Source organism: Williamsia sp. Y721 (assembly GCF_059683565.1).
On the sequence record NZ_JCASNH010000002.1, the window covers coordinates 340,397 to 361,746 of the forward strand.

The window sequence follows — 21,350 nt, forward strand, 5'->3', positions numbered from 1 at the left end:
CAGCGTCGCACCTTTCGACGAACACGACGATGTTCGTAAGAGTCACCAGGATGGGTGCACCTCCGACGGAAGTCGGAGCTGCACCCATTGACCCAGCGCCCTTCAATCAGGGCTGCGGAGCGAGCTCGACGCCGAGTGGCGCAGGAACTCGACGTTGTCATACTGCACCCATTCCTCGGCTAGCTTGCCGTTGTCGTTGTCGTTGTAACGGAACATGTTGATCAGCGTCAGCGTGACCTGGCCGCCATGCGGCTTGATCGTGCCGAACGGCGAGGGGTCGAAGGGTCCGTCAAAGACGCCGCCAATTTCGGTGCGGCAACCGACCATCAGCCCTGACGAGACGATTTCTCTACGCTCGCAATAGTATTCGCTGAATGCGGAACGCATCTGGCCGAAGAAGATCTCGAGGCCTGTGAAGTCGAGGTCGACACCGGGACCGTGAAAGGTGAAATCTTCGCTGAAGTACTCCTTCAACGCGGCAGAGTTCTCCCGAGCAATGGCCTCACGGCCGATACGCACAAGTGAACGTGAACGATTGTCGTATCGGGCATCGTCGGGTTCGATGAATACGGACATGTGTTTCCTTACGTTGGCAGTCGAGAACACTGGCCCACGCGAACCGAAGATCGAGCTTGGGGTGAGCCAGTCAGGCCACTCTAGAAACTGGAGTCGACTCCAGGTCAAGCTCGGCAGGTTGGCCGTTCAGGAGTCCGCGGCCGCCCTTTGGCCGGGCCGGACGTCACGACCTGCGAAATAGGCGTCGTCGACGTCATCCCGCACAAAGAGCTCCCCGGCAGATCCTTGTGACAGAGCCTCCGTGTACGCAGCCACCTTCGCGGTGATCAGATCGAGAGATTCTTGCAGAACAGCCATTTGGGCACGCACGTCTGCTTCATGACGCTGCAGCAGCTCCAGGCGCTCGGTCTCGTTGCCGGTCCCTGCTCACACCATCTGGGCGTACCGGGCGATCTCAGCCAAGGACATCTCGGATGCGCGCAGACGCTGGACAATCCCGATCCAGGCCAGGTCATCGATGGACAGGAAGCCTTGTACTTCTGACATGAGACGAGGATACGTACACCGGGATGTCGCACATCAGTGACGATATGACCGTCAACACGTCAGCTGAAGGCAGGCGACATCCCGGCATTCGATGCTGCGGACGGATTTTCAGTACCGCTCGATGGGCTTACCGGTACCGGTTGTGATCAACTGCGGCAGGCTTTGGGTGATGTAGAAGCCCCATCCGCGCGAGCAGGCCTCGAAACATTCGGAGTCCTCGGTCAAACCTTCGTGGGTGAACTCGAGCGTCGCACCGCCCGGTGTGGGGGTGATATCGAAGACGACGTTGGTGTCGGTCCACTCGTTGGTGTCATCGATGAAGGTCAAGACCGAATCCAGCACGCGCCAGACCATCCGCTTTCCGGGAACCACGTCGGTCAGATGGAACCTACAGAATCGGATGCCCTCTTTCGAAGTGAGGGCCATCTCTCCCGCAAACTTGGTGTCGTCGGTGAAGATGAACTCGTCGCCGAGGTCGGCAGTGCCGCCGACGATGTTCTCCGACCACCATCCGCGCACGTTGGTGATCGCATCGAAGACTTCCTCCGGCGTGCGATCGACGGTCATCGTGGCGCTCAAATACTCTTTGTTCGACATTTTTGTTCTGCCTCTCTATTCGGTGGGTTACATCCCACCGACGAAGCACGCGGCCTCTCTATTCGGTGGGTTACATCCCACCGACGAAGCACGCGGCCCCAGATCGACATCATCCGAGAATTCTTTTCACCGGCCGTGCCGAACTCCGCGACCGAAGCGGTCTAGAGATCCCGCAGGCGTCGGTCCAGGTAGCGACGTTCGGCAACCGTCGGCGCCAACGACAACGCCTCGCGATACGCCGACGCGGCCTCGGCCGCTCGGCCGTCACGGCGGAGCAGATCGGCGCGAGCCGCGGGTAGGAGGTAATACCCGTCGAGCTCTCCCGCCTCGGTGAGTTCGTCGATCAGGCTCAGGCCTGCAGGGATGTTGTCGGCCATGGCGATGGCAACCGCACGATTGAGTTCCACGACCGGAGACGGTGTCATGCGCGCGAGTTCGGCATAGAGCGCCGCGATCTGCGGCCAGTCGGTGTCGGCGGTGTCGGATGCGGTCGCGTGACAGGCGGCGATCGCGGCCTGGACCTGGTACGGGCCCGGCCACCGCATTGTCAGCGCGCCGTCGAGCACGGCAACACCGTCTGCGATGAGCGCAGCGTCCCAGCGGGTGCGGTCCTGGTCCTCCAGCGGGACCAGTGTGTCGGCCTCGAAACGCTGTTCGCGTCTGGCCTCGAGCAGGAGCATCAGCGCCAGCAGTCCACGCGGTTCGGGTTCGTCGGGCATCAACCGGACCAGCATCCGGGCGAGGTGGATGCCCTCGCCGGCCAGTGCCCGGCGCCCATCCTTCTCGTCGTAGCCCTGGTTGAAGATCAGGTAGAGAACCGCGAGCACCGCGGACAACCGGTCCGGAAGACTTTCGACCGGCGGGATCCGGTACGGGATGCCCGCCTCCGCAATCTTGCGCTTGGCCCGTACAAGTCGCTGCGCCATGGCCGATTCGGAGGTCAGGAACGCATCGGCGATCTCGGCCGTGCTCAGCCCTGCCAGAGTGCGCAGCGTGAGTGCGACGCGCGCCGCGAACGGCAAGGCGGGATGACAGCACGTGAAGATCAGCCGTAAACGCTCGTCGGGAATCTCCTGCGGCACAGCCGGTTCCATGGGCAGCGCCGCGACCTGGCGTAGTTTTGCCGTTTCGGCGGTGGCGTGACGCAGCCGGTCGGTCGCCCGGTTGCGCGCCACCGTGGTGAGCCACGCTCCCGGGCGGCGTGGGACGCCATCGCGCGTCCAGGTGGCCACGGCGGCGGCGAATGAGTCCTGCGCGCATTCCTCGGCGAGGTCCCAGTCTCCGGTCAACCCGATCAGGGTCGCCACCACCTGACCCCACTCGCGTCGATATGCGTCTTCGACCGCGGCACGAACCTCGTCGGGTGTGGTCATTCCCAGACGGGTCGCACTTCCACACATCCTCGACGTGCATAGGGATGTCCCGCCGCAATCTCGATCGCCTCGTCCAGATCTGCGCATTCGATGATGTCGACACCGCCGACGAAGTCTTTCGTCTCCGCGAACGGGCCGTCGGAGATGAGCGTCTCGCCGTCCCGGACGCGCACCGTGGTCGCATCTGCGGTGGGACGGAGCCGGGCACCGCCGTGTTGGACGGCTCGTCGCGCAACCTCGGCGTCCCACTCCTGATATGCGGGATCGGCCGCGATCTCCTCGTTGGAGGGAGCGTCCTTCTCGTCGTCGCAGATCAGAAGCACATATTTCATTTGCCACATATACCGCAACGACCGAGGCGCAACAAGGGTGACCGATCTCCACCAGAGAAATAGAACTCGTTCTAGTATGGGCGCACGACGATTCTAGGAGGATCATGCGGTTCACGTTCGCGGAGGCAATGACCGATCCGAGCTACTACCTGCCACTGGCGAAGGCGGCAGAGGAAGCCGGCTACGAGGGATTCACGATCCCCGATTCGATCGCCTATCCCGAGGAATCGGACTCGACGTATCCGTACACCGAGGACGGCAATCGCGAGTTCCTCGACGGCAAAGCCTTCATCGAGACGTTTGTGATGGCGGCGGCGATGGGTGCGGTCACCGAGAAGATCCGGTTCAACCCGTTTGTCCTCAAGCTTCCCGTGCGGCCACCGGCGTTGGTGGCGAAGCAGGCGATGTCGGTGGCGGTGTTGACCAACAACCGACTTTCGCTCGGCGTCGGCACCAGCCCCTGGGCCGAGGATTACGACATCATGGGCGTCGACCCCAAACGCAAGGGCCGGCGGATGAACGAATGCATGGACATCATCCGCGGACTGAGCAGTGGCGAGTACTTCGAGTTCCACGGGGAGTTCTACGACATCCCCAAGATCAAGATGAATCCGGTTCCCACCAAACCGATCCCGCTTCTGGTCGGCGGACACGCCGATCTCGCCCTCAAACGCGCGGTGATCCGCGGCGACGGCTGGATGCACGGCGGCGGGCAACCCGAGGAACTCGATGCGCTGCTGGACAAGATCACGGCCATCCGCAAGGCGGAAGGAAAACTGAACGACCCCTTCGAGATCCATGTGATCTCGATGGATGCCTACACCCCGGACGGCTGTAAACGCCTCGAGGACAAAGGCATCACCGACGTGATCGTCGGCTTCCGGATCCCCTACATCACCGGCAACGACACCGAGCCGCTGCAGAAGAAGATCGACAATCTCAACATGTTCGCCGATTCGGTGATCAGCAAGGTCAACGGCTAGCTCAACTCACCAAGCCGGCCCGAAAAGCCACCAGCGCCGCCTCGACGCGATTCTTCGCGCCGAGTTTCGTGAAGACCGCCGACACATGGGTTTTCACGGTCGTCTCACTGAGGAACAGCTCCCCGGCGATGACGGCGTTGGGGGCGCCCGTGGCCATCGCGCGCAGCACATCTCGTTCACGGCCGCTCAACTTGTCAACCGCGGACGGGACCGCGGCCACGGGCTGCGGCCGACCGTCGACGATGCGACGCAACGACTCCTGACTGAACAAAGTGTTGCCCGCCGCGACCGCGCGTACCGACTGCTGGAACGTCTGCGGCGGTTCATCCTTGCTCAAAAAGCTGTGCGCCCCGGCGTAGACCGCCTGAATCACAAGGTCGTCCACATCCATGGCGGTCATGGCGATGACCCGCGGCGGATTCGGCATGGCCATCAGTGCGCGGGTGGCGTCGAGTCCACCCATGCGCTTCATCTTCAGATCCATCAGCACCACGTGTGGCCGGAACTGCGTGACTGCGGCCAAGACCTGGTCGCCGTCATCGACATCGGCGACCACAACGATGTCCGCGGTGGCGGCAAAGATGTCGCAGACACCGCGCCGAACAAAGGGATCGTCGTCGGCGATCAACACGGTGATGCGGTGTGGCCCGGTCATGGTGGCCCAGGGTATTACCCTGCACCGACAGCAAGACTCGCGGCACCAGCAAGACTCGCGGCCCTAGGAATACCAGGGCAACCAGCAATCGGTCACGAACTCGCCTCCCACCACGCCCGCGTGGAACGTCCCGCCGATGTCCCTTGCCTGTTCGGCGAGCCCCCGCAACCCGGACCGCGAGCCCACCGGGACCAGCGGCGGACGGCTGCTGAGCTGGTTGCAGATGTTGATGCGGATCCCGTGTTCACCGGCACCGACTATCGAGATCCGAATCGTCTGATCACCGGCGTATTTCTGCGCGTTCGTGAGCGATTCCTGCACCACCCGGTAGGTGACGTGCCCGGAGACCGTGCCGACGTCGCCGGGCAACAGGTCCGTGTAGAGGGTGGCGTGCAGGCCGGCCGCCCGCGCGCCCTGCACCAGCTCGGCGACTGCATCGATCCCCTGATGGCCGCTGTGTTGCGGAGCCGAACCGCGCAGGACCCCGACGATGTTCTTGAGGTCGTCGAGGGCATCGTGCGCGGTCGACCGGATCAACGACGCATTGTTGACGATCTTCTCCGGATTGTCGGTGCCTCCGACCTGAACTGCCCCGGCCATCAAGGAGATCCGGCTCAGGCTCGCCGCCAGGGTGTCGTGCATGTCGCGTGCGATGCGGGTCCGCTCTTCCGTTCGGATCATCTCGTCACGCATCACATCGGTCTGCTTGGTCGCCCGGTCTCGGCTCAGTTTCACCTGGGCCAGTTCGACCTGGGCATGTCGCAGCAACGCGACGGTCACGACGATGGCCACCAGAACCGCCGCGACGATCCACGGGATCCACAGCGGAACATCCCAATCCGGGCTGGGCGCGCCTTCTTCGGGCCGCGGGGAGCTGATGGTCAGAATCGAGTTGTCTCGGGTCCGCATGGTGTCGTAGATGAGCGACACACTCGAAGCCAGGTAGACGGCGAACGCAGCCAGGACAAGCCTGATCCCGCGCTCGGCCTGCGCCAGTGCATAGAGCGCGATGAGGGCCGCGGTGGCATCGGTCGAGAAGAACATCGGCCCGATGACCGAGACCGCCAGCACGGGTATCGGGTACCGGTGTCGCCAGATGAGCGCTACGGCAGCCACCAGGTTCAACAGCAACCCGATGGTGGAGTTCCACACCGGGACACTCCCCGATTCTTCGGTGAGCGCCACCGCCAGAATCGAACCGAAGACGCTCAAGCTCACCGCGCCGGTGGTCCACAGCCGGCGCCGGATCGTTTCGCCGGAAGTTGTTGTCACGGTATGGAGGCTACGGCGAACCTCTGACGTTGCACGATCCACCGAACGGTCTGCATCGGCCGAACCTCCGTCCGAACGTATGAGGGGTGCCGTCCCTTTGGAGGAGGCGACCCGATGTCCGGTTGCGGTCTGCTGTTCTCACCACGCCAACCCCCACCCCCCTCAGGAGGATCTGCCATGACCAATCCCGGCCTGCCAGGCGACAACAACCCCTACAACCAGCCCTACAACCCCACCCCGGGTCCGTATCAGCAGCCGCCGAAGAAGAAGCGCAAGGTCTGGCCCTGGGTCGTGATCGGTGTGCCGATTCTGTTGATCGGCGCCTGTACCGCGATCGTCGCCGGCAGTGGCGGCAACAGCGAAACCAGCGTCACCAAAGCCTCCGGCGAGACCTCTGCAGCGGTCTCGACAACCGCGGGCGCCGAGACCGAAACCGAGAGCGAGGCCGGACCCCAATTCCCGGGGAAATTGGACGACGACACCGCAGCAGCCGGTGGCGATACGATTACCCGCGACGACCTGGCATATACCGTTTCCGCGTTGGAAAGCGCCAATACCGATTTCGGCAATTACCTCTGCAGCAGTGTGACGATCAAGAATGTCGGTTCGAAGCAGAATGACTTCAACGGCTATATCGATTGGAGTCTGCAAGACGCCAGCGGAACCATTCGGAACGCCACGTATGCGCCCGAGAAGCAAATGCTGAATTCGGGCAAGATCGCACCCGGCGGCCAAACAGCGGGTGACATCTGCTTCGACGCACGCGACGGCGCAGCCCCCGGCACCTACGTGGTGCTGTTCGAAGACACGTTCTCGCTGTCGTCGGACCGCCTGGCGTGGGTCAATACCCTGTAACGCAGCTGGGTCATGGTCAGCGGATCTTGAAGATCACCATTCGTTGCACCACGAAGTTGATGACGGTGGCGGTGCCCTGGGCGACCACGAAGGCGGCCAGGCTCCACACCACGGTGTCGTCCCAGATCCGCGACAACACGGTGTAAATCCCCACCTGAACCACAAAGGTCAGCAGGTAGAGCAGTGCAACGGCCACAAATCGGGCCACACTCGGTTCGGCCCGGAACGTCCATCGCCGGTTGATGAGGTAGGCCATTGTGGTGCCGAACACAAAACCGATCGACTTGGCGGCCCATTCCGGGAAGCCCAGCACATGCTGGAAGAGCAGGGTCAACCCGAAATCGAGGACTCCGGACGCCGCGCCGGTGATGACGAAACGGACCATTTGGGTCTTCAAATCGCCACCGGCCGGCTTCGGGGTCTCGACTGCCGCGTCCAGTCCGGTTGTCCGACCCCCCTGGGCCTGCTCTTCTACCACCCAGACACCCTAGCGGCTGGCCGGTTCGGCCACACCCACGGCTCGACACCTCGGCCCAGAACCCGAATGAACACGGCGTCGAATAATAATTCAAGAGAATTGCAAAACCGAACAACTCCACGCAGTTTGCGAATTGGCCACGGGGGGCCTATCGTCCACATCCGGGCGTTTTGCACAAAGGCGAGCAATTGCAATACCGTGCATCTCACCTTTCAGCCCCCATCAATTCTCGATTTTCTTGGTTTCCGATTTCGTCCCCACGTGCGTTGATCACGCGCGCGTCGAAAGGCGCCCTTGTTTTCGCTGAATGATCGAGTCGTTCACGCCCGCACCACGCTGACCGTGGTCTGCATCGGCGTGTTCATGCTCCTGCTCGACATGACGATCGTGTCGGCCGCACTCGCTGACATCCAATCCGACCTCTCCGCAGACCTGAGTGGACTGCAGTGGGTCGTCGACGGATATGCACTTCCGATGGCCGCATTCCTCCTGACCGCGGCGACGCTCGGAGATCGGTTGGGACGCAAGCGGATCTTCCAGATCGGCCTGACGATCTTCGTCCTGGCGTCGCTGGGTTGTGCGTTGTCGGAGAGCATCAACACCCTGAACCTCGTTCGCGTGGTCCAGGGTTTCGGTGGCGCGATGATGCTGGGTGTCTCGCTGCCGCTGATAGCCGCGGCCTACCCGGCCGGCCGGGGGCGTTCGTTCGCGATCGCGATCTACGGGGCCGTCATGGGTGCGGGCAGCGCGGCAGGCCCATTGTTGGGCGGCGCGCTGGTCGACGCGTTCGGATGGCCGGCGATCTTCATGATCAACATCCCACTCGGGATCGTTGCGCTGGCCGTCACCGCTTGGAAAGTCCAGGAATCGCGCGGCGACGTCACCCGCGCAATCGACTTCATCGGCACGGCGACACTGAGCGTCGCCCTGTGCGCCGGTGTGTACGCGATCATCGAAGGAAATGGTCAGGGGTGGACGTCGCCGCTGATCGTCGGACTGTTCTCCATCGCAGCGGTCTTCGCCATCGCGTTTGTGCTCTGGGAAGCAAAGACCACCGATCCGCTCATGAATCTGGCCGTGGTGCGCAGGCCAGGTTTCGCCGGCGTCTCACTTGCCGCCTTCACCACCTCCGGCACAGTCATCGCCGGCACGAATTATCTGGCCCTGTATCTGATGAACACGTTGGGGTTCACTCCCTTTGAATCCGGTGTGCGCGCACTCCCCCTCACGATCGCCTGCATTGTGGGCGCACCGATCGGAATGGTGGTCACGCGCTGGCTTGCGATGCGCCACGTGGTGCCCCTGTCGACGGCAATGATCGCCGCCGGGCTGTGGACGATGATCGGCATCTCCGGTGATACCGGATGGACACACTTCATTCCCGGTTCGATCATCGCCGGCCTCGGCGTGGGAATGATGAGCGCCATCGCCTCGGACGCAGCGCTGTCGTTTGTCCCCGAATCAGAATCCGGGATGGCGACGGGTGTGGTCAGCACCGCCCGCCAGATCGGAACCGTGATCGGCATCGCCGGAATGGGCGCGTTGTTCACGCAGTACGCCGCCTCGCACGCCCGCGAGGAACTCGACTCGTTGACGATCGCCGGAACACCGGTCGATGTCTCTGCCGAACAGACTCTTGCACTGACCGATGCTCTGGGATCGGGTGCGGGTCTGGCGATCCTCGACTTCATCCCGGACCAGTTCGCTCTCGCACTACCCGAACTCGCCCGCATCGCCCGTGAATCCTCGGCTGCCGGTCTGCAAGCGGCCGTGCTGGCCGCAGCCACGGCGGCGACCGTCCTGACCGCAATCGTCTACGCGTTGATCCACCGCGACCACGCATCACAACAGGCTGCCGCCGAGCAGCCCCGAGAGGAGCCACATGTCCGTCACTGACACGTTGCTGATTCCCCCCGCGTCTGCGACCGGCTACTCGATCAGCCTGACGACCAACCCGGCGGACATCGAGGCAGCCCAGCGTCTGCGTTACCAGTCGTTCGCGGACGAGATGGGTGCATCGCTACCGAATGCGGTGCGCGGGCAATACACCGGCGAGATGATCGACGTCGATCGATTCGATCCGTACTGCGACCACGTGGTCGCGCGCGCGGAGAGCACCGGAGAAGTGGTGGGCTGTTATCGGCTCCTGCTTCCCGAAGGTGCCAAGGCGGCCGGTGGCATGTTCACCGAGACCATCTTCGAGTTCGGTGAGGGTATCGAGGCGCTCCGACCCAATCTCGTCGAGCTGGGAAGGGCCGCAGTGCAACCCGAGCATCGCAGCGGCGCGGTGATGGGCATGTTGTGGGCCGGGATCTTCAAATACCAGCAGATGACCGGACATGAGTACGCCATCGGTTGCGCCTCGGTGCAGATGGAAGACGGGGGCCCGCGTGGATCCCTGGTCCGCAAGGTTCGCGACTTCGCCTACAAACGCAGCGTCACCCCGCCCGAACGCCGGGTCACGCCCAAGAACCCGGTGAGCGTCGACGGGCAGTCGCTGGACGAGATACCGGCGACGCCCGGTCGAGTGAAGATCCCACCGATGATGCAGGGATACCTGCGAATCGGCGCTGCCGTCTGCGGTCCACCGTCGTACGACCCGGATTTCGACATGGCCGACTTCGCGGTCTTCCTGTCGCACTCCGATTTCAACGTCCGGTACCTCCAACGGTTGACCGAGGCCCTGGCGGCCCGCCAGTCCGCAGATGCTTCTTCACGACCTAAGGAATGAACCATATGACGCGCGATTCCGCGATAGTCGATCTCGTCGGAATCGGCTTCGGCCCGAGCAATCTGGCGTTGTCTCTTGCCGTCAACGAGCACAACGAGACAGCGCCGGATGCACCTCTGCGGGCACGGTTCTTCGAGAGCAAGCGCTCGTTCCAGTGGCATCCGGACATGATGATCCCCGGCGCACAGATGCAGGTGTCATTCCTCAAGGATCTGGTCACACTACGTAATCCGTTGAGCCAGTTCACGTTCATCAACTATCTGAAGTGCCGGGGTCGACTGGTCGACTTCGTCAACCATCAGACCTTCTTCCCCTCCAGGGCGGAGTTCGCCGACTACCTCGCGTGGGCGGCGGAGCAGGTCTGCGATCAGGTGACCTTCGGCTCGACGGTCTGCGGCGTTCGCGCGGATGGCGACCATTTCGTGGTCGAGGTTCGCGACGCCGACGGCACCACTGCCGAGGTGACGGCCCGCAATGTGGTGGCAGGCGGCGGGATCACCGGTGTCCTACCCGATTTCGTGACACCGTCGGTGCGCCAGTGGCACAGCCACAACCTGCTCGCCCGTCTGAGCGACCTGCCGCCCCTGACCCATCAACGATTCGTGGTGGTCGGAGCCGGGCAGAGTGCCGCCGAGGTGGCCGCCTATCTCCACGAGACCTACCCGGCCTGCGAGGTGCACGCGGTCTTCGCGAAGTACGGTTACACCCCGGCCGACGACAGCCCCTTCGCCAACCGCGTGTTCGATCCTGCGGCCGTCGACGATTTCCACTTCGCGCCGCCCCAGGTTCGACAGCAGTTGATGAGCTACCACAAGGGCACCAACTACTCGGCTGTCGATTCGGACGTCATCAACGACCTCTATGCGCGGGAGTACCAGGAAAAGGTCAGCGGCCGTAGGCGTTTGTTCGTTCGCGGCGCATCTCGACTCGACTCCAGGACGACCGTGGAAACCGACAACGGTGTTCAGGCCACCATCAGCCATCTGCCGACGGGCGCCTCGGAGACCGTCACCGCCGACGCGATCGTGTACGCCACCGGATTCCGGTCCGTTGGCCTCGCCGACCTGCTGGGCGATGCCACCGACGACTATTGCTTCGATGAGGCCGGACTGCCTGTGGTCACCCGCGACTACCGCGTCGAGCGCAAGGGCAATCACCCGGGCAATCTGTATCTCCATGGCGGCGTGGAACATTCACACGGTTTCACCTCGACCCTGCTGTCGAACATCGCCATTCGCTCTGGCGATATCGTCGACTCGATCGTGAACGCTCCGACGTCCTGACTGGCAGCCCGGCCCTCAGCCGGCACCGCAGAGCTTCTCGAGCTCTTCCAATGCGGTGTCGAGGTGGGTCAGGATCCGCTGCAGGCTCGGGATCTCCGCTCGTGCGCCGGTCACCCCGAAGTTCACCATGTCAGCGTTGGTGGCAACGGTGACGTTGAGGGCTTGACCGTCCATCGCGATCGACGCCGGATACACACCGGCGAGTCTGGCGCCGTTCCAGTACAGATCATGCGGCGGCCCAGGAACATTCGAGATGATGAGGTTGAACGGCGGCGGGGTCAGCCGAACAAACCCCGGCACCGTCGAGAATGCGAGCGGGGCGGCGATGACGGCGCCGTACCCCATCGCCTGCAGCGGGCTCAGATCCCGGATCACCTGCTTGCTGGCCCTCGTCGAATCGATCACGGCCGCCAGCCGGCGTTCCGGATCGGGTTGATCGGTCGCGAGGTTCGCCAGGATCGCGGTGATCGCGTTGCCCTCCGAGGAGTCGTCACCCTTGGCGTGCATCGACACCGGCATCATCGCGATCAGCGGGTCGTCGGGCAGGGCATTCTGATCGATCAGATACGAGCGCAGTGCGCCTGCGCACATCGCCATCACCACATCGTTCAGCGTGATCTCCAGCCCCGCAGCCAGCGCAAGCAGACGAGTGGTCGACCACTGTTCGCCCGCGAACCGGCGGGCGCCTCCGATCGGCACGTTGAACATCGTGCGCGGCGCCTGCATCGGCACCATCAGGTTGGCGTCTCGCATGGCCCGAAGTCCGACCCGCGCGGAAGCCGGAAGGAAACCCACGAGCTCACCGGCGATCTTGAACCCCTCGGAGAACAGACTCCGGGACTCCTCCGAGCCCGGCTCCGGCGCTTTGGGCCGGGGAATGAACAACTCCGGATCCCACGACGCCCGGCCCGTCCGGGAATCACAGTCGGGAGACAGCGTCTTCTCGAGCAGCTTCAGGGCAGAGACCCCGTCGACCAGCGAGTGATGGATCTTCGTGTACATCGCAACGCGTCCGTCGGCGAGACCCTCGATGAGGTGTAGCTCCCACATCGGACGATGCCGGTCCAGGAGCGCGCCGTGATTGGCCGAGACGTACCGCAACAGTTCACGTATCCGGCCCGGACGCGGGAGCACGGTTCGCCGAACGTGATATTCGAGGTCGACTTCTTTGTCATGGGTCCATCGCACGGTGCCCATCACACCCACGGGCGAAGCCGGACGTTTGCGAAACAGCCGGTGGACCTCGGTCTGTGCCTGAAATGTCTCGAACATCTGCTCGGAGAGGTCGTCGGCACCATCGACCGGCTCGAACAACTGCAGGCCTCCGACGTGCATCGGATGCTCCCGCGATTCGGCCAGGAGGAACATGGATTCGGTGATGGGCATATAGGGCATACGCGCTCCTGACCTTCGGTTCGACGTGCTTCAGGACTCGATGACCCCGTGCATGTGGCACACGTTACAAGCCCGCCGCGCGCAGCACAGGGTTTGCACATGCCTGCAATCCGATCGGCGTACCACGTGGCCGAGGTTTTGCCTGCGGACAGAAGGGGAACCTTCGAGGTATGCGTTACGGATATACGTTGATGACAGAACAGAGCGGCCCCAAGGATTTGGTGCGCTACGCCGCGGATGCAGAGAAATCGGGCTTCGACTTCGAAGTCGCCAGCGATCACTACTCGCCATGGCTGGTCTCACAGGGTCACGCGCCCTACGCCTGGACCGTGTTGGGTGCCGTCGCCCACGTCACCGAACGCGTCGATCTGGCGACCTACGTGACCGCACCGACGATGCGATACCACCCCGCTGTCATCGCGCAGAAGGCAGCGACGATGCAGCTCCTCGCCGACGGGCGATTCATCCTCGGCCTGGGTTCCGGCGAAAACCTCAACGAGCACACGGTCGGCCAGGGCTGGCCCGCTGTGGACCAGCGTCAGGACATGTTCGTCGAGGCGGTCGAGATCATCCGCGAGCTACACGCGGGCGGGCTGGTAACCCACGACGGCAAGTACTTTCGTGTCGATTCCGCCCGAATCTGGGATCTGCCCGACGATGGGATCCCCATCGGGCTCGCGGTGTCGGGCGACAAATCGATCGAGAAGTTCGCACCGCTCGGCGATCATCTGATCTCCACGGAGCCCGAGGCCGATCTGGTCAGCTCATGGGACCGACACCACCCCGACGACTCCAGGAAGATCGGCCAGATCCCGATCTGCTGGGATCACGATCGCGACACCGCAATTGCCCGGGCCCACGACCAATTCCGCTGGTTCGCCGGCGGATGGTCGGTCAACGCCGATTTGCCCACCCCCGCAGGTTTCAGTGGCGCGACCGAATATGTCCGGCCCGAAGACGTCGCCTCATCGATTGCCTGTGGACCCGACCTCGATGAATTGGCCGAGAGCGTCAAACCTTTTCTGGAGGCGGGTTATACAGATGTGGCGCTGGTACAGATCGGCGGAGATACGCAGGACGCGTTTTTGAGCGAGGCGGCAGAACCCTTGCTCAAGAAGCTGCGCGCACTCTGAGACCGCGCTCGGACCGTTCTTCCAACTCGTCGGCCACCGCGTCGAGGACTGCGAGCGCATCATCGAGACGTCCGGAGCGAATCCATGCCCGAGACCACTCACTGGTGGAAGAACCGACCTGTTTCAGTGCTGCCAGAGCGAGATCGGCGAGCTCAGGGGTTACCGTGAACACACTGTCCGCCAACGTTTTCGGACCAACACCCGCCGCAAGCAAGGGCCTACCCGGTAGCGCTGCGGCCACAGTCGTCGCGGCCGCGAGAGCCGCGAACCCAACAGACTCGTCGTTGCGATCGAACACCGCCGCCAACGCCGCGCGCGTCACGATGGGCCGCGCCGCTGCAGCAGCACGGTCGAACCTGCCCACCCACGCGGTCGCGGGATCGTTGTCGAAAGCTCCGGTTCCCCAGATCTGCATTTCGACGCCCCTCACGTGATGAACAAGTTCCAATAATTACCAACAGTAAAAATAATACCGGACGTGACAGTTCGTCCGCTATTTCAGCGCGCATCGGCGCACTACAATATTCGGCACATTCGCGGCGATAACGCGCACGGTTTCCTCGGACTCGGCTGCAATGTAGATGCCATAGGACGGGATGACGACACCCTGACAATTGCTGTCTCACCAGGATGTCTGGTCGCGGGATGCAGGTGGCGGCATCATGACCGCATGGAGACGTACGACGACATCGTGATCGGGGCCGGCCACAACGGACTCACCGCAGCCGCGTACCTCGCCCGCGCCGGTCGCAAGGTGCTGGTTCTCGAACGGTCCGATCACATCGGCGGGGCAACCGTTTCTGCTCGGCCCTTCCCCGGCATGGACGCCCGACTCTCTCGGTACTCGTATCTGGTGTCGCTGCTGCCCCGGCAGATCATCACCGATCTCGACCTCGACCTCACACTCGTCAGACGACGCTATTCGTCATATACCCCGACGCCCATGGACCCGACCCGCGGCATCCTCGTCGACACCGCCGACGACCGGGCCACCGCGGAGTCGTTTCGCGCCGCCACTGGTTCGGACCGGGACTTCGCGGCCTGGCAGAAGTTCTACGCCGCGATGTCCACCATCGCCGAGGGCGTTTTCCCGACCATGCTGCGACCGCTGATGAGCGCCGACGAAATGGCGTCGATCGCCGGATCCGACCTCGAATCCATGGATCTCTGGGATGACCTGACCAGCACACCTCTCGGCAGCATCATCGAGGACACCTTCACCGACGACATCGTGCGCGGGATCGTCGCGACGGACGGATTGATCGGCACGTTCGCCGACCTGTACGACCCCTCGCTGCTGCAGAACATCTGTCTGCTCTATCACCTGATCGGGGGCGGCACCGGCGACTGGGACGTCCCCGTCGGCGGCATGGGCGCGGTGTCCGGCGCGCTGGCGGCAGCGGCAGTCGCGGCCGGGGCGCAGATCAGGACGGGTGTAGAGGTGACTGCCATCGATACCGTCGACGGCCGGGTCGGTTGGCCCGGCGGCGCTGCGTCGGCCGAGTTCATCCACGCCGCCTGCGCGCCCGCGGTCCTCGATACGTTGCTCGACACCCCGACCGTCGGTGGGCCGCCGCCGCAGGGCGCGCAATTGAAGATCAACGTGCTGCTGCGACGTCTCCCGAGGCTTCGCGATCAGTCCATCGCACCGGGCGTCGCGTTCTCCGGGACCTTTCACGTGCACGAGGGTTTCGAGGCGCTCGCACGCTCACACCGCCAGGCCGCGGCCGGTTCCATCCCGACCACACCACCCTGTGAGATCTACTGCCACACACTGTCCGACCCCACGATCCTCGGGGCCGCACTCGACGGCATGCACACGCTCACCCTGTTCGGCCTGCACATGCCGCCCGAGCTGTTCGCCGCTGCGGGCGCCAAAGACCAAGCGGTGCAGGCAACTCTGGCCGCACTGGACTCGGTGCTCGACGAACCCATCGCCGACGTCATCGCCGTCGACATCAACGGCGACCCGTGTATCGAGGCGAAGACCCCGCTGGAGTTGCAGACCGCCGTTGGCCTGCCCGGCGGCAACATCTTCCACCGGCCACTGCAGTGGCCGTGGGCGCCGACCCCCGATGCCGTGGGGACGTGGGGTGTGGAGACCGAACATCCCCGCCTCCTCATCGCCGGTGCCGGAGCCAGACGCGGAGGTGGGGTCAGCGGGATTCCTGGACACAACGCGGCCGCCGCGGTCCTCGAACCCTGAGCGGGCCCGCTCTACGAATGTGCGAGACGCTTGTTGACCAGTCGGGTCAGCCAGGCGGGAGAGAAGCGAGAACCCAGGGTCATCACCTTGGTCTGCGTACCCACCGCGTGGTGCACCCGATGGATGAGTTTGTCGACCCTGGTTTCCTCCACCGCCGCGACGATCGCATCGGCGACATCCTGGGGTCCGAGCCGGATCCCCAGCGAGTCGGTGGTGCCCGTCGACACGTTCTCGGTCATCGCGGTCTGCACGAACAGGGGCCACATCGCGATCACCCGGATCCCGTGGACGCCCCACTCGATGTCGAGTGCCTCGGTCAGACCGCGGACATAGAACTTGGTGGCGCTGTAGGTGGCCAGTTCAGCCTGGCCGTAGATCGCCGAAGCCGACGCCATGTTGACCACCACGGAGCCCGGAGTGTTCTTCAGATGCCGAAATGCCTGGTGACAGCCGTTGGTCACGCCTTTGACGTTGATGTCGATCTGCCGGTGTTGAGCAGCCAACGGAATGTCCTCGAAAGCCCCGGCAAGCAAGATCCCGGCGTTGTTCAACAGCACGTCGAGTCGACCGCCGCTGTGCTCGGCGAACTCGTCGAGGCGGGCACCGAACTCGTCGGCGTCGGTCACATCGAGATGTCCGGTGACGATCTGCCCACCGAACCCGGCGACCTCTGCGGCGAGGGTGGCCAGTCCGGCGTCGTCGATGTCATAGGCGCCGACCGAATATCCCCTGCGTGCGAAGGTCAGCGCGCTGTGGCGCCCGATTCCTGCTGCGGCTCCGGTGATGAACACCCATCGTGTGGTCATACCTGATTCTTACCATCGTTGGTTGTCACACAGACGTCGCGGCGGACCGTTCCACCCCAGGTAGTCTCTGAATCGATGTCTACCGCTGAATTGCCCATTGAAACCCGCAAGCTCGTCGGCTGGAGCCGCACGACGCCGATCGAGGGTCACGTGCTGGCGACACCCGATGTCGAGGTGATCGCCAAGGCTGTCGCACAGGTTGCCGATGCAAATGCCGACAAGCCGTCCTACCTGCGTCGCGGCGTGATCGCACGCGGCCTGGGACGCTCCTATAACGAGTCCGCGCAGAACATCGGTGGCCTGACCATCGACATGACGCAGCTCAAACGCATCCACTCGATCGACGACACCACCGGGATCGTCGACCTCGACGCCGGCGTCTCGCTCGATGAGCTGATGGCCGTCGCCCTGCCGTTCGGGCTGTGGGTTCCGGTGCTGCCGGGTACCCGCCAGGTCACCATCGGCGGTGCGATCGCCCACGACATCCACGGCAAGAACCATCACAGCGCAGGCACGTTCGGGCAGCACGTGGTCGAGATCACGCTGCTCGTCGCCGACGGTCGCGTCCTGACGCTCACACCGTCGGGCACCTCCGACGATCCGGATGGTGAACTCTTCTGGGCCACGGTCGCCGGAATCGGTCTGACCGGCATCATCTTGCGGGCCAAGGTGCAACTGAAGCGCACCGAGAGCGCGTACTTCATCGCCGACACCGCCACCACGGCAAACCTCGACGAGACGATCGCACTGCACCTCGAAGACGGTTTCGAGGACGGCTACGAGTACGCATCGGGCTGGTTCGACTCGATCAGCAAGCCACCGAAGCTGGGCCGTGGATCCTTCAGCCGCGGCAACCTCGCGAAGCTCGAAGAACTCCCGCCGAAGCTGCAGAAGGACCCGCTGAAGTTCGTCAGCAAGCCACTGCTGACGTTGCCGGACGTCTTCCCGAAGGGCCTGGCCAACAAACTCGACTTCTCGATCGTCGGCGAGGCGTATTACCGGATCGGATCGAACAAAACCGGTCAGGTCAAAACTTTGCCGCAGTTCTATCACATGCTCGACGTCCTCGGAGAGTGGAATCGCGCCTACGGACGCGGTGGCGGATTCACGCAATATCAATTCATCGTGCCCACCGGCAACGAGGATGAATTCAAATCGATCATCGCCGATATCCAGGCATCCGGACACGTCAGCTTCCTCAACGTGATCAAGCTGTTCGGCGAGGGCAACCGGGCGCCGCTGAGTTTCCCGTTCCGCGGCTGGAACGTTTGCCTCGACTTCCCGATCAAGCGCGGGCTCGGCGAGTACCTCAATGAACTCGACCGTCGGGTGATGGCCATGGGTGGACGGCTGTACACGGCCAAGGATTCGCGGACGTCTGCGCAGAACTTCCACGCGATGTACCCCGAGATCGACTCGTGGATCGCCACCCGTCGCCGGATCGATCCGACCGGAGTGTTCATCTCCGATATGGCTCGACGCCTCGAACTCGCCTGAGCCACAAACACTCTCAACGCAGACAGGAACATTCATGATCAACGCCGTAGGCGTCCCCCAGTCCGTGCTCGTTCTCGGCGGAAGCTCCGAGATCGGTCTGGCCATCACCGCCGAGTACCTCAAGAAGGGCCCGATGCGGGTGGTGCTGGCCACCATGCCCGGCGACCCCGCCGGTGAGGCGGCCGTGGAGACCATGAAGGCCGCGGGTGCCTCGTCCGTGGAGCGCATCGACTTCGACGCGCTCAAGCCCGACACCCACCCCGCCGTCATCGACCAGGCGTTCGCAGGCGGCGACATCGACGTTGCCATCGTGGCGTTCGGCGTCCAGGGTGTCGACGAAGAGGTGTGGCAGGACCAGCGCAAAGCCGTCTTCACCGCCACCATCAACTACACCGCGGCGGTCTCGGTCGGTGTGCTCCTCGGGCAGAAGATGCGCGAGCAGGGCCACGGTCAGATCATCGCGATGAGCTCGGTGGCCGGAGAACGGGTGCGTCGCAGCAACTTTGTCTACGGCTCCACCAAGGCCGGCCTCGACGGTTTCTACCTCGGCCTCGGCGAGGCTCTGCGCGAGTACAACATCCGCGTCCTCGTCATCCGGCCGGGCATGGTCCGTACCCGGCTGTCTGCGCACGTGAAAGAAGCGCCGCTGACGGTCAACAAGGAAGATGTGGCCAAGCTGGCCGTGACATCGGCCGACAAGGGCAAGGAACTGGTCTGGGCACCGGGGCCGTTCCGTTTCGTGATGATCATCCTCCGGCACATCCCGCGCCCGATCTTCCGCAAGCTTCCAATCTGAGCCGATGCGGACCCATCTGTCCTCGATAGGGGATCTGATCGGCGCGGCCATCGTGGCCCTTGTGGTCTCGGGCGCCGGTCTGACAGTGATCTCCAAGGTCGACTGGCCGGCATTCAACTCGTCGAATGTCGCGACCGCGCTGACCACCACCGGCCAGGTGGCGGCCATCGTGATCCTGCTGATCGCGGTCGTGCTGTCGCGGACCGGCAAGGCCGGCCGACTGATCAAACCTCTGTCGTGGGTGGGTATCTCATCGTTTGCGGCGGTCACCCTGGCGATGCCGCTGGGTGCCACCAAGCTCTACCTGTTCGGAATCTCCGTCGATCAGCAGTTCCGGACCGAATACCTCACGCGTCTGACCAACAGCCCCCGTCTGGCGGACATGACGTATGCCGATCTGCCGCCGTACTACCCGGCCGGCTGGTTCTGGTTCGGTGGCCGGTACGCCGACCTGACCGGCCAGCCCGCCTGGGAAGCGTACAAACCGTGGTCGATCATCTCGATCGCGATTGCGGCAGCGATCGCAATGGCTTTGTGGCAGCGCATGATCCGTACCGACCGGGCCATCGCCGTCACCCTGGCATCCACGGTCCTGACGCTGATGTACGTCAGTCCCGAACCGTATGCGGCCGTTCTGGTGATGGTCGGCGCACCGATGCTGATCACCATCCTGCACGGGCTGCGCTCGGGCAGCAGACCCGCGATCCTGGCCGGCGGACTCTTCCTCGGCCTGAGCGCCACCTTCTACACGCTCTACACCGGCCTCTACGCGATGACCACCGTCCTGATGGCGCTCTATTTCGTGCTGGCGGCCTGGTTCGGGCAGTCCAACAAGACGATTCCACCCAGCGACATCCGGTCGGCCCGGTGGCGTGCGATCCGGGATCACGGGTTGCGCCTGGTGGTCATGGGTGTCATCGCCGGTCTGGTCGCGCTGATCGTCTGGGCGCCGTACCTGATCGACAGGCTTCGGAACAAGCCCGCCTCCGGCGGTACCGCTGAGCACTACCTGCCGAGTTCGGGTGCGGTGCTGCCGACCCCGATGCTGCACTGGTCTCTGATCGGCGCGCTGACCATGGTCGGCCTGATCTGGATCGTGCTCCGGTTCCGCACGCGCACCGTCGCTTTGGCCTACGGCATCACCGTCTTTTCCATCTACCTGTTCTGCCTGCTCTCGATGGCCCTGACCGCAACCGGCACCACGCTGCTCTCGTTCCGCATGGAGCCGGTACTGACGGTGATCCTCGGTGTCGCCGGGGTCTACGGATTCGCCGAACTCGCCGGCTACGTCGTCCGCCGCTTCGGCGACGTCCGGACCGCCATCGCCATCATGGCAGCCCTTGCCGCGATCGCCGTCGGACAGAGCATCCCGAACCATCTGGCCGCCGAGATCACCGTCGCCTATACGGACACCGACGGCTACGGCGAACGCGCTGATCAGCGCCCCCCGGGCGCACAGGCCTACTTCCCCGAGATCAACGACGTCATCCTCGAACAGACCGGCAGGCCTCAGGCCGACACGATCGTCCTGACCGCCGACTACGGATTCCTGTCGATCTATCCCTACTTCGGATTCCAGGGACTGACCTCGCATTACGCAAACCCGTTGGCGGAGTTCGACAAACGCGCCGCGGCGATCAACGCGTGGTCGGAATCGGAGACCACCGACATCCTGATCGGGCAACTGGATTCGTCGCCCTGGCTACCCCCGACGGTCTTCCTGTTCCGCTACAGCGCCGAGGGTTACGCACTGCGTCTGGCCGAGGACGTCTACCCCAACGACCCGAACGTCCGCCGGTACACGGTGACCTTCAACCCCAACGTCTTCGACGATCCACGGTTCACGGTCACCAACATCGGCCCCTTCGTTCTGGTGGTCCGGAACTAGCTGTTCCA

At 63.7% G+C, this 21,350-nt stretch carries 21 protein-coding genes; 10 read left to right on the top strand and 11 right to left on the bottom strand.

Going from position 1 to position 21,350, the window contains the following annotated elements:
- Positions 1-102: 102 nt before the first annotated feature.
- From AC56PL_RS10360 to AC56PL_RS10380, 5 genes are all read right to left on the bottom strand, one after another.
- Positions 103-684 carry an ester cyclase gene (locus AC56PL_RS10360; protein ID WP_497153758.1) on the bottom strand — a complete coding sequence of 194 codons (582 nt, stop codon included), beginning with the start codon at positions 682-684 and terminating at the stop codon, positions 103-105.
- An 18-nt stretch (positions 685-702) separates the two neighbouring features.
- Positions 703-873, bottom strand: a complete 171-nt coding sequence (locus AC56PL_RS10365) for a hypothetical protein (protein WP_497153759.1) — start codon at positions 871-873, stop codon at positions 703-705.
- Positions 874-1,170: 297 nt separating this feature from the next.
- Positions 1,171-1,659 carry an SRPBCC family protein gene (locus AC56PL_RS10370; protein ID WP_497153760.1) on the bottom strand — a complete coding sequence of 163 codons (489 nt, stop codon included), beginning with the start codon at positions 1,657-1,659 and terminating at the stop codon, positions 1,171-1,173.
- 161 nt (positions 1,660-1,820) lie between these two features.
- Positions 1,821-3,032 carry an RNA polymerase sigma factor gene (locus AC56PL_RS10375; RefSeq protein ID WP_497153761.1) on the bottom strand — a complete coding sequence of 404 codons (1,212 nt, stop codon included), beginning with the start codon at positions 3,030-3,032 and terminating at the stop codon, positions 1,821-1,823.
- Positions 3,029-3,364 carry a YciI family protein gene (locus AC56PL_RS10380; protein ID WP_482136809.1) on the bottom strand — a complete coding sequence of 112 codons (336 nt, stop codon included), beginning with the start codon at positions 3,362-3,364 and terminating at the stop codon, positions 3,029-3,031. The genes AC56PL_RS10375 and AC56PL_RS10380 overlap by 4 nt, the downstream gene beginning before the upstream one ends.
- A 104-nt stretch (positions 3,365-3,468) precedes the next feature.
- Here AC56PL_RS10380 and AC56PL_RS10385 point away from each other — a divergent pair, with 104 nt between their 5' ends.
- On the top strand, positions 3,469-4,347 hold the full coding sequence (locus AC56PL_RS10385) for an LLM class flavin-dependent oxidoreductase (RefSeq protein ID WP_497153762.1): 879 nt from the start codon (positions 3,469-3,471) through the stop codon (positions 4,345-4,347).
- 1 nt (position 4,348) lies between these two features.
- Here AC56PL_RS10385 and AC56PL_RS10390 read toward each other — a convergent pair whose 3' ends face one another.
- Together AC56PL_RS10390 and AC56PL_RS10395 are read right to left on the bottom strand one after the other, a co-directional pair.
- Complete coding sequence (locus AC56PL_RS10390; protein WP_495513621.1) at positions 4,349-5,002, bottom strand: response regulator; 654 nt, start codon at positions 5,000-5,002, stop codon at positions 4,349-4,351.
- 63 nt (positions 5,003-5,065) lie between these two features.
- Entirely contained in the window at positions 5,066-6,274 is a 1,209-nt protein-coding gene (locus AC56PL_RS10395) for a sensor histidine kinase (RefSeq protein ID WP_497153763.1), read from the bottom strand.
- A 177-nt stretch (positions 6,275-6,451) separates the two neighbouring features.
- Here AC56PL_RS10395 and AC56PL_RS10400 point away from each other — a divergent pair, with 177 nt between their 5' ends.
- The gene (locus AC56PL_RS10400; protein ID WP_497153764.1) at positions 6,452-7,129 is read left to right on the top strand and encodes a DUF4352 domain-containing protein; all 678 of its coding nucleotides are present in this window, start codon (positions 6,452-6,454) and stop codon (positions 7,127-7,129) included.
- A gap of 16 nt (positions 7,130-7,145) precedes the next feature.
- On the opposite strand, the gene AC56PL_RS10405 is transcribed toward AC56PL_RS10400, so the two are convergent.
- The gene (locus AC56PL_RS10405; RefSeq protein WP_495515951.1) at positions 7,146-7,568 is read right to left on the bottom strand and encodes a GtrA family protein; all 423 of its coding nucleotides are present in this window, start codon (positions 7,566-7,568) and stop codon (positions 7,146-7,148) included.
- Positions 7,569-7,901: 333 nt separating this feature from the next.
- Here AC56PL_RS10405 and AC56PL_RS10410 point away from each other — a divergent pair, with 333 nt between their 5' ends.
- Genes AC56PL_RS10410 through AC56PL_RS10420 form a run of 3 tightly spaced genes read left to right on the top strand, consistent with a single transcriptional unit; the run spans position 7,902 to position 11,621 of the window.
- The gene (locus AC56PL_RS10410; RefSeq protein ID WP_497153765.1) at positions 7,902-9,503 is read left to right on the top strand and encodes an MFS transporter; all 1,602 of its coding nucleotides are present in this window, start codon (positions 7,902-7,904) and stop codon (positions 9,501-9,503) included.
- Positions 9,490-10,338 carry a GNAT family N-acyltransferase gene (locus AC56PL_RS10415; protein ID WP_495513625.1) on the top strand — a complete coding sequence of 283 codons (849 nt, stop codon included), beginning with the start codon at positions 9,490-9,492 and terminating at the stop codon, positions 10,336-10,338. Before AC56PL_RS10410 ends, AC56PL_RS10415 begins: the two co-directional genes overlap by 14 nt.
- 5 nt (positions 10,339-10,343) lie before the next feature.
- Entirely contained in the window at positions 10,344-11,621 is a 1,278-nt protein-coding gene (locus tag AC56PL_RS10420; RefSeq protein ID WP_497153766.1) for a lysine N(6)-hydroxylase/L-ornithine N(5)-oxygenase family protein, read from the top strand.
- 15 nt (positions 11,622-11,636) lie between these two features.
- On the opposite strand, the gene AC56PL_RS10425 is transcribed toward AC56PL_RS10420, so the two are convergent.
- Positions 11,637-13,016, bottom strand: coding sequence for a WS/DGAT/MGAT family O-acyltransferase (locus AC56PL_RS10425; RefSeq protein ID WP_497153767.1), 1,380 nt, complete (start codon positions 13,014-13,016; stop codon positions 11,637-11,639).
- Positions 13,017-13,207: 191 nt separating this feature from the next.
- Between AC56PL_RS10425 and AC56PL_RS10430 the strand changes: the two genes are divergently transcribed.
- Positions 13,208-14,149, top strand: a complete 942-nt coding sequence (locus AC56PL_RS10430) for a TIGR03557 family F420-dependent LLM class oxidoreductase (RefSeq protein WP_497153768.1) — start codon at positions 13,208-13,210, stop codon at positions 14,147-14,149.
- On the opposite strand, the gene AC56PL_RS10435 is transcribed toward AC56PL_RS10430, so the two are convergent.
- Positions 14,127-14,564, bottom strand: coding sequence for a DUF4259 domain-containing protein (locus AC56PL_RS10435; RefSeq protein WP_497153769.1), 438 nt, complete (start codon positions 14,562-14,564; stop codon positions 14,127-14,129). The two genes, AC56PL_RS10430 and AC56PL_RS10435, sit on opposite strands and share 23 nt — an antisense overlap.
- Before the next feature lie 255 nt (positions 14,565-14,819).
- Here AC56PL_RS10435 and AC56PL_RS10440 point away from each other — a divergent pair, with 255 nt between their 5' ends.
- A complete protein-coding gene (locus AC56PL_RS10440; RefSeq protein ID WP_497153770.1) occupies positions 14,820-16,355 on the top strand; it encodes a phytoene desaturase family protein in 1,536 nt (511 codons plus the stop codon).
- Positions 16,356-16,366: 11 nt separating this feature from the next.
- Here AC56PL_RS10440 and AC56PL_RS10445 read toward each other — a convergent pair whose 3' ends face one another.
- Positions 16,367-17,161 (bottom strand): SDR family oxidoreductase, encoded by a 795-nt coding sequence (locus tag AC56PL_RS10445; protein WP_495513631.1) that lies wholly within the window; start codon positions 17,159-17,161, stop codon positions 16,367-16,369.
- A 75-nt stretch (positions 17,162-17,236) separates the two neighbouring features.
- On the opposite strand from AC56PL_RS10445, the gene dprE1 reads away from it, so the two are divergent.
- Genes dprE1 through AC56PL_RS10460 form a run of 3 tightly spaced genes read left to right on the top strand, consistent with a single transcriptional unit; the run spans position 17,237 to position 21,342 of the window.
- Complete coding sequence (gene dprE1 / locus AC56PL_RS10450) at positions 17,237-18,658, top strand: decaprenylphosphoryl-beta-D-ribose oxidase (RefSeq protein WP_495513632.1); 1,422 nt, start codon at positions 17,237-17,239, stop codon at positions 18,656-18,658.
- A 34-nt stretch (positions 18,659-18,692) separates the two neighbouring features.
- Positions 18,693-19,454 (top strand): decaprenylphospho-beta-D-erythro-pentofuranosid-2-ulose 2-reductase, encoded by a 762-nt coding sequence (gene dprE2 / locus AC56PL_RS10455; protein WP_495513633.1) that lies wholly within the window; start codon positions 18,693-18,695, stop codon positions 19,452-19,454.
- A gap of 4 nt (positions 19,455-19,458) precedes the next feature.
- On the top strand, positions 19,459-21,342 hold the full coding sequence (locus tag AC56PL_RS10460) for an arabinofuranosyltransferase (RefSeq protein WP_495513634.1): 1,884 nt from the start codon (positions 19,459-19,461) through the stop codon (positions 21,340-21,342).
- Positions 21,343-21,350: the final 8 nt, after the last annotated feature.

What these genes read in the sequence shown, in the direction of transcription:
- AC56PL_RS10415 (WP_495513625.1), top strand. Translation starts at nt 9,490, where the DNA reads ATGTCCGTCACTGACACGTTGCTGATTCCCCCCGCGTCTGCGACCGGC.
- AC56PL_RS10375 (WP_497153761.1), bottom strand. Translation starts at nt 3,032, where the DNA reads ATGACCACACCCGACGAGGTTCGTGCCGCGGTCGAAGACGCATATCGA.
- AC56PL_RS10390 (WP_495513621.1), bottom strand. Translation starts at nt 5,002, where the DNA reads ATGACCGGGCCACACCGCATCACCGTGTTGATCGCCGACGACGATCCC.
- dprE1 (WP_495513632.1), top strand. Translation starts at nt 17,237, where the DNA reads ATGTCTACCGCTGAATTGCCCATTGAAACCCGCAAGCTCGTCGGCTGG.
- dprE2 (WP_495513633.1), top strand. Translation starts at nt 18,693, where the DNA reads ATGATCAACGCCGTAGGCGTCCCCCAGTCCGTGCTCGTTCTCGGCGGA.
- AC56PL_RS10425 (WP_497153767.1), bottom strand. Translation starts at nt 13,016, where the DNA reads ATGCCCTATATGCCCATCACCGAATCCATGTTCCTCCTGGCCGAATCG.
- AC56PL_RS10365 (WP_497153759.1), bottom strand. Translation starts at nt 873, where the DNA reads ATGGCTGTTCTGCAAGAATCTCTCGATCTGATCACCGCGAAGGTGGCT.
- AC56PL_RS10440 (WP_497153770.1), top strand. Translation starts at nt 14,820, where the DNA reads ATGGAGACGTACGACGACATCGTGATCGGGGCCGGCCACAACGGACTC.
- AC56PL_RS10380 (WP_482136809.1), bottom strand. Translation starts at nt 3,364, where the DNA reads ATGAAATATGTGCTTCTGATCTGCGACGACGAGAAGGACGCTCCCTCC.
- AC56PL_RS10420 (WP_497153766.1), top strand. Translation starts at nt 10,344, where the DNA reads ATGACGCGCGATTCCGCGATAGTCGATCTCGTCGGAATCGGCTTCGGC.
- AC56PL_RS10385 (WP_497153762.1), top strand. Translation starts at nt 3,469, where the DNA reads ATGCGGTTCACGTTCGCGGAGGCAATGACCGATCCGAGCTACTACCTG.
- AC56PL_RS10445 (WP_495513631.1), bottom strand. Translation starts at nt 17,161, where the DNA reads ATGACCACACGATGGGTGTTCATCACCGGAGCCGCAGCAGGAATCGGG.
- AC56PL_RS10460 (WP_495513634.1), top strand. Translation starts at nt 19,459, where the DNA reads ATGCGGACCCATCTGTCCTCGATAGGGGATCTGATCGGCGCGGCCATC.
- AC56PL_RS10430 (WP_497153768.1), top strand. Translation starts at nt 13,208, where the DNA reads ATGACAGAACAGAGCGGCCCCAAGGATTTGGTGCGCTACGCCGCGGAT.
- AC56PL_RS10400 (WP_497153764.1), top strand. Translation starts at nt 6,452, where the DNA reads ATGACCAATCCCGGCCTGCCAGGCGACAACAACCCCTACAACCAGCCC.
- AC56PL_RS10370 (WP_497153760.1), bottom strand. Translation starts at nt 1,659, where the DNA reads ATGTCGAACAAAGAGTATTTGAGCGCCACGATGACCGTCGATCGCACG.
- AC56PL_RS10435 (WP_497153769.1), bottom strand. Translation starts at nt 14,564, where the DNA reads ATGCAGATCTGGGGAACCGGAGCTTTCGACAACGATCCCGCGACCGCG.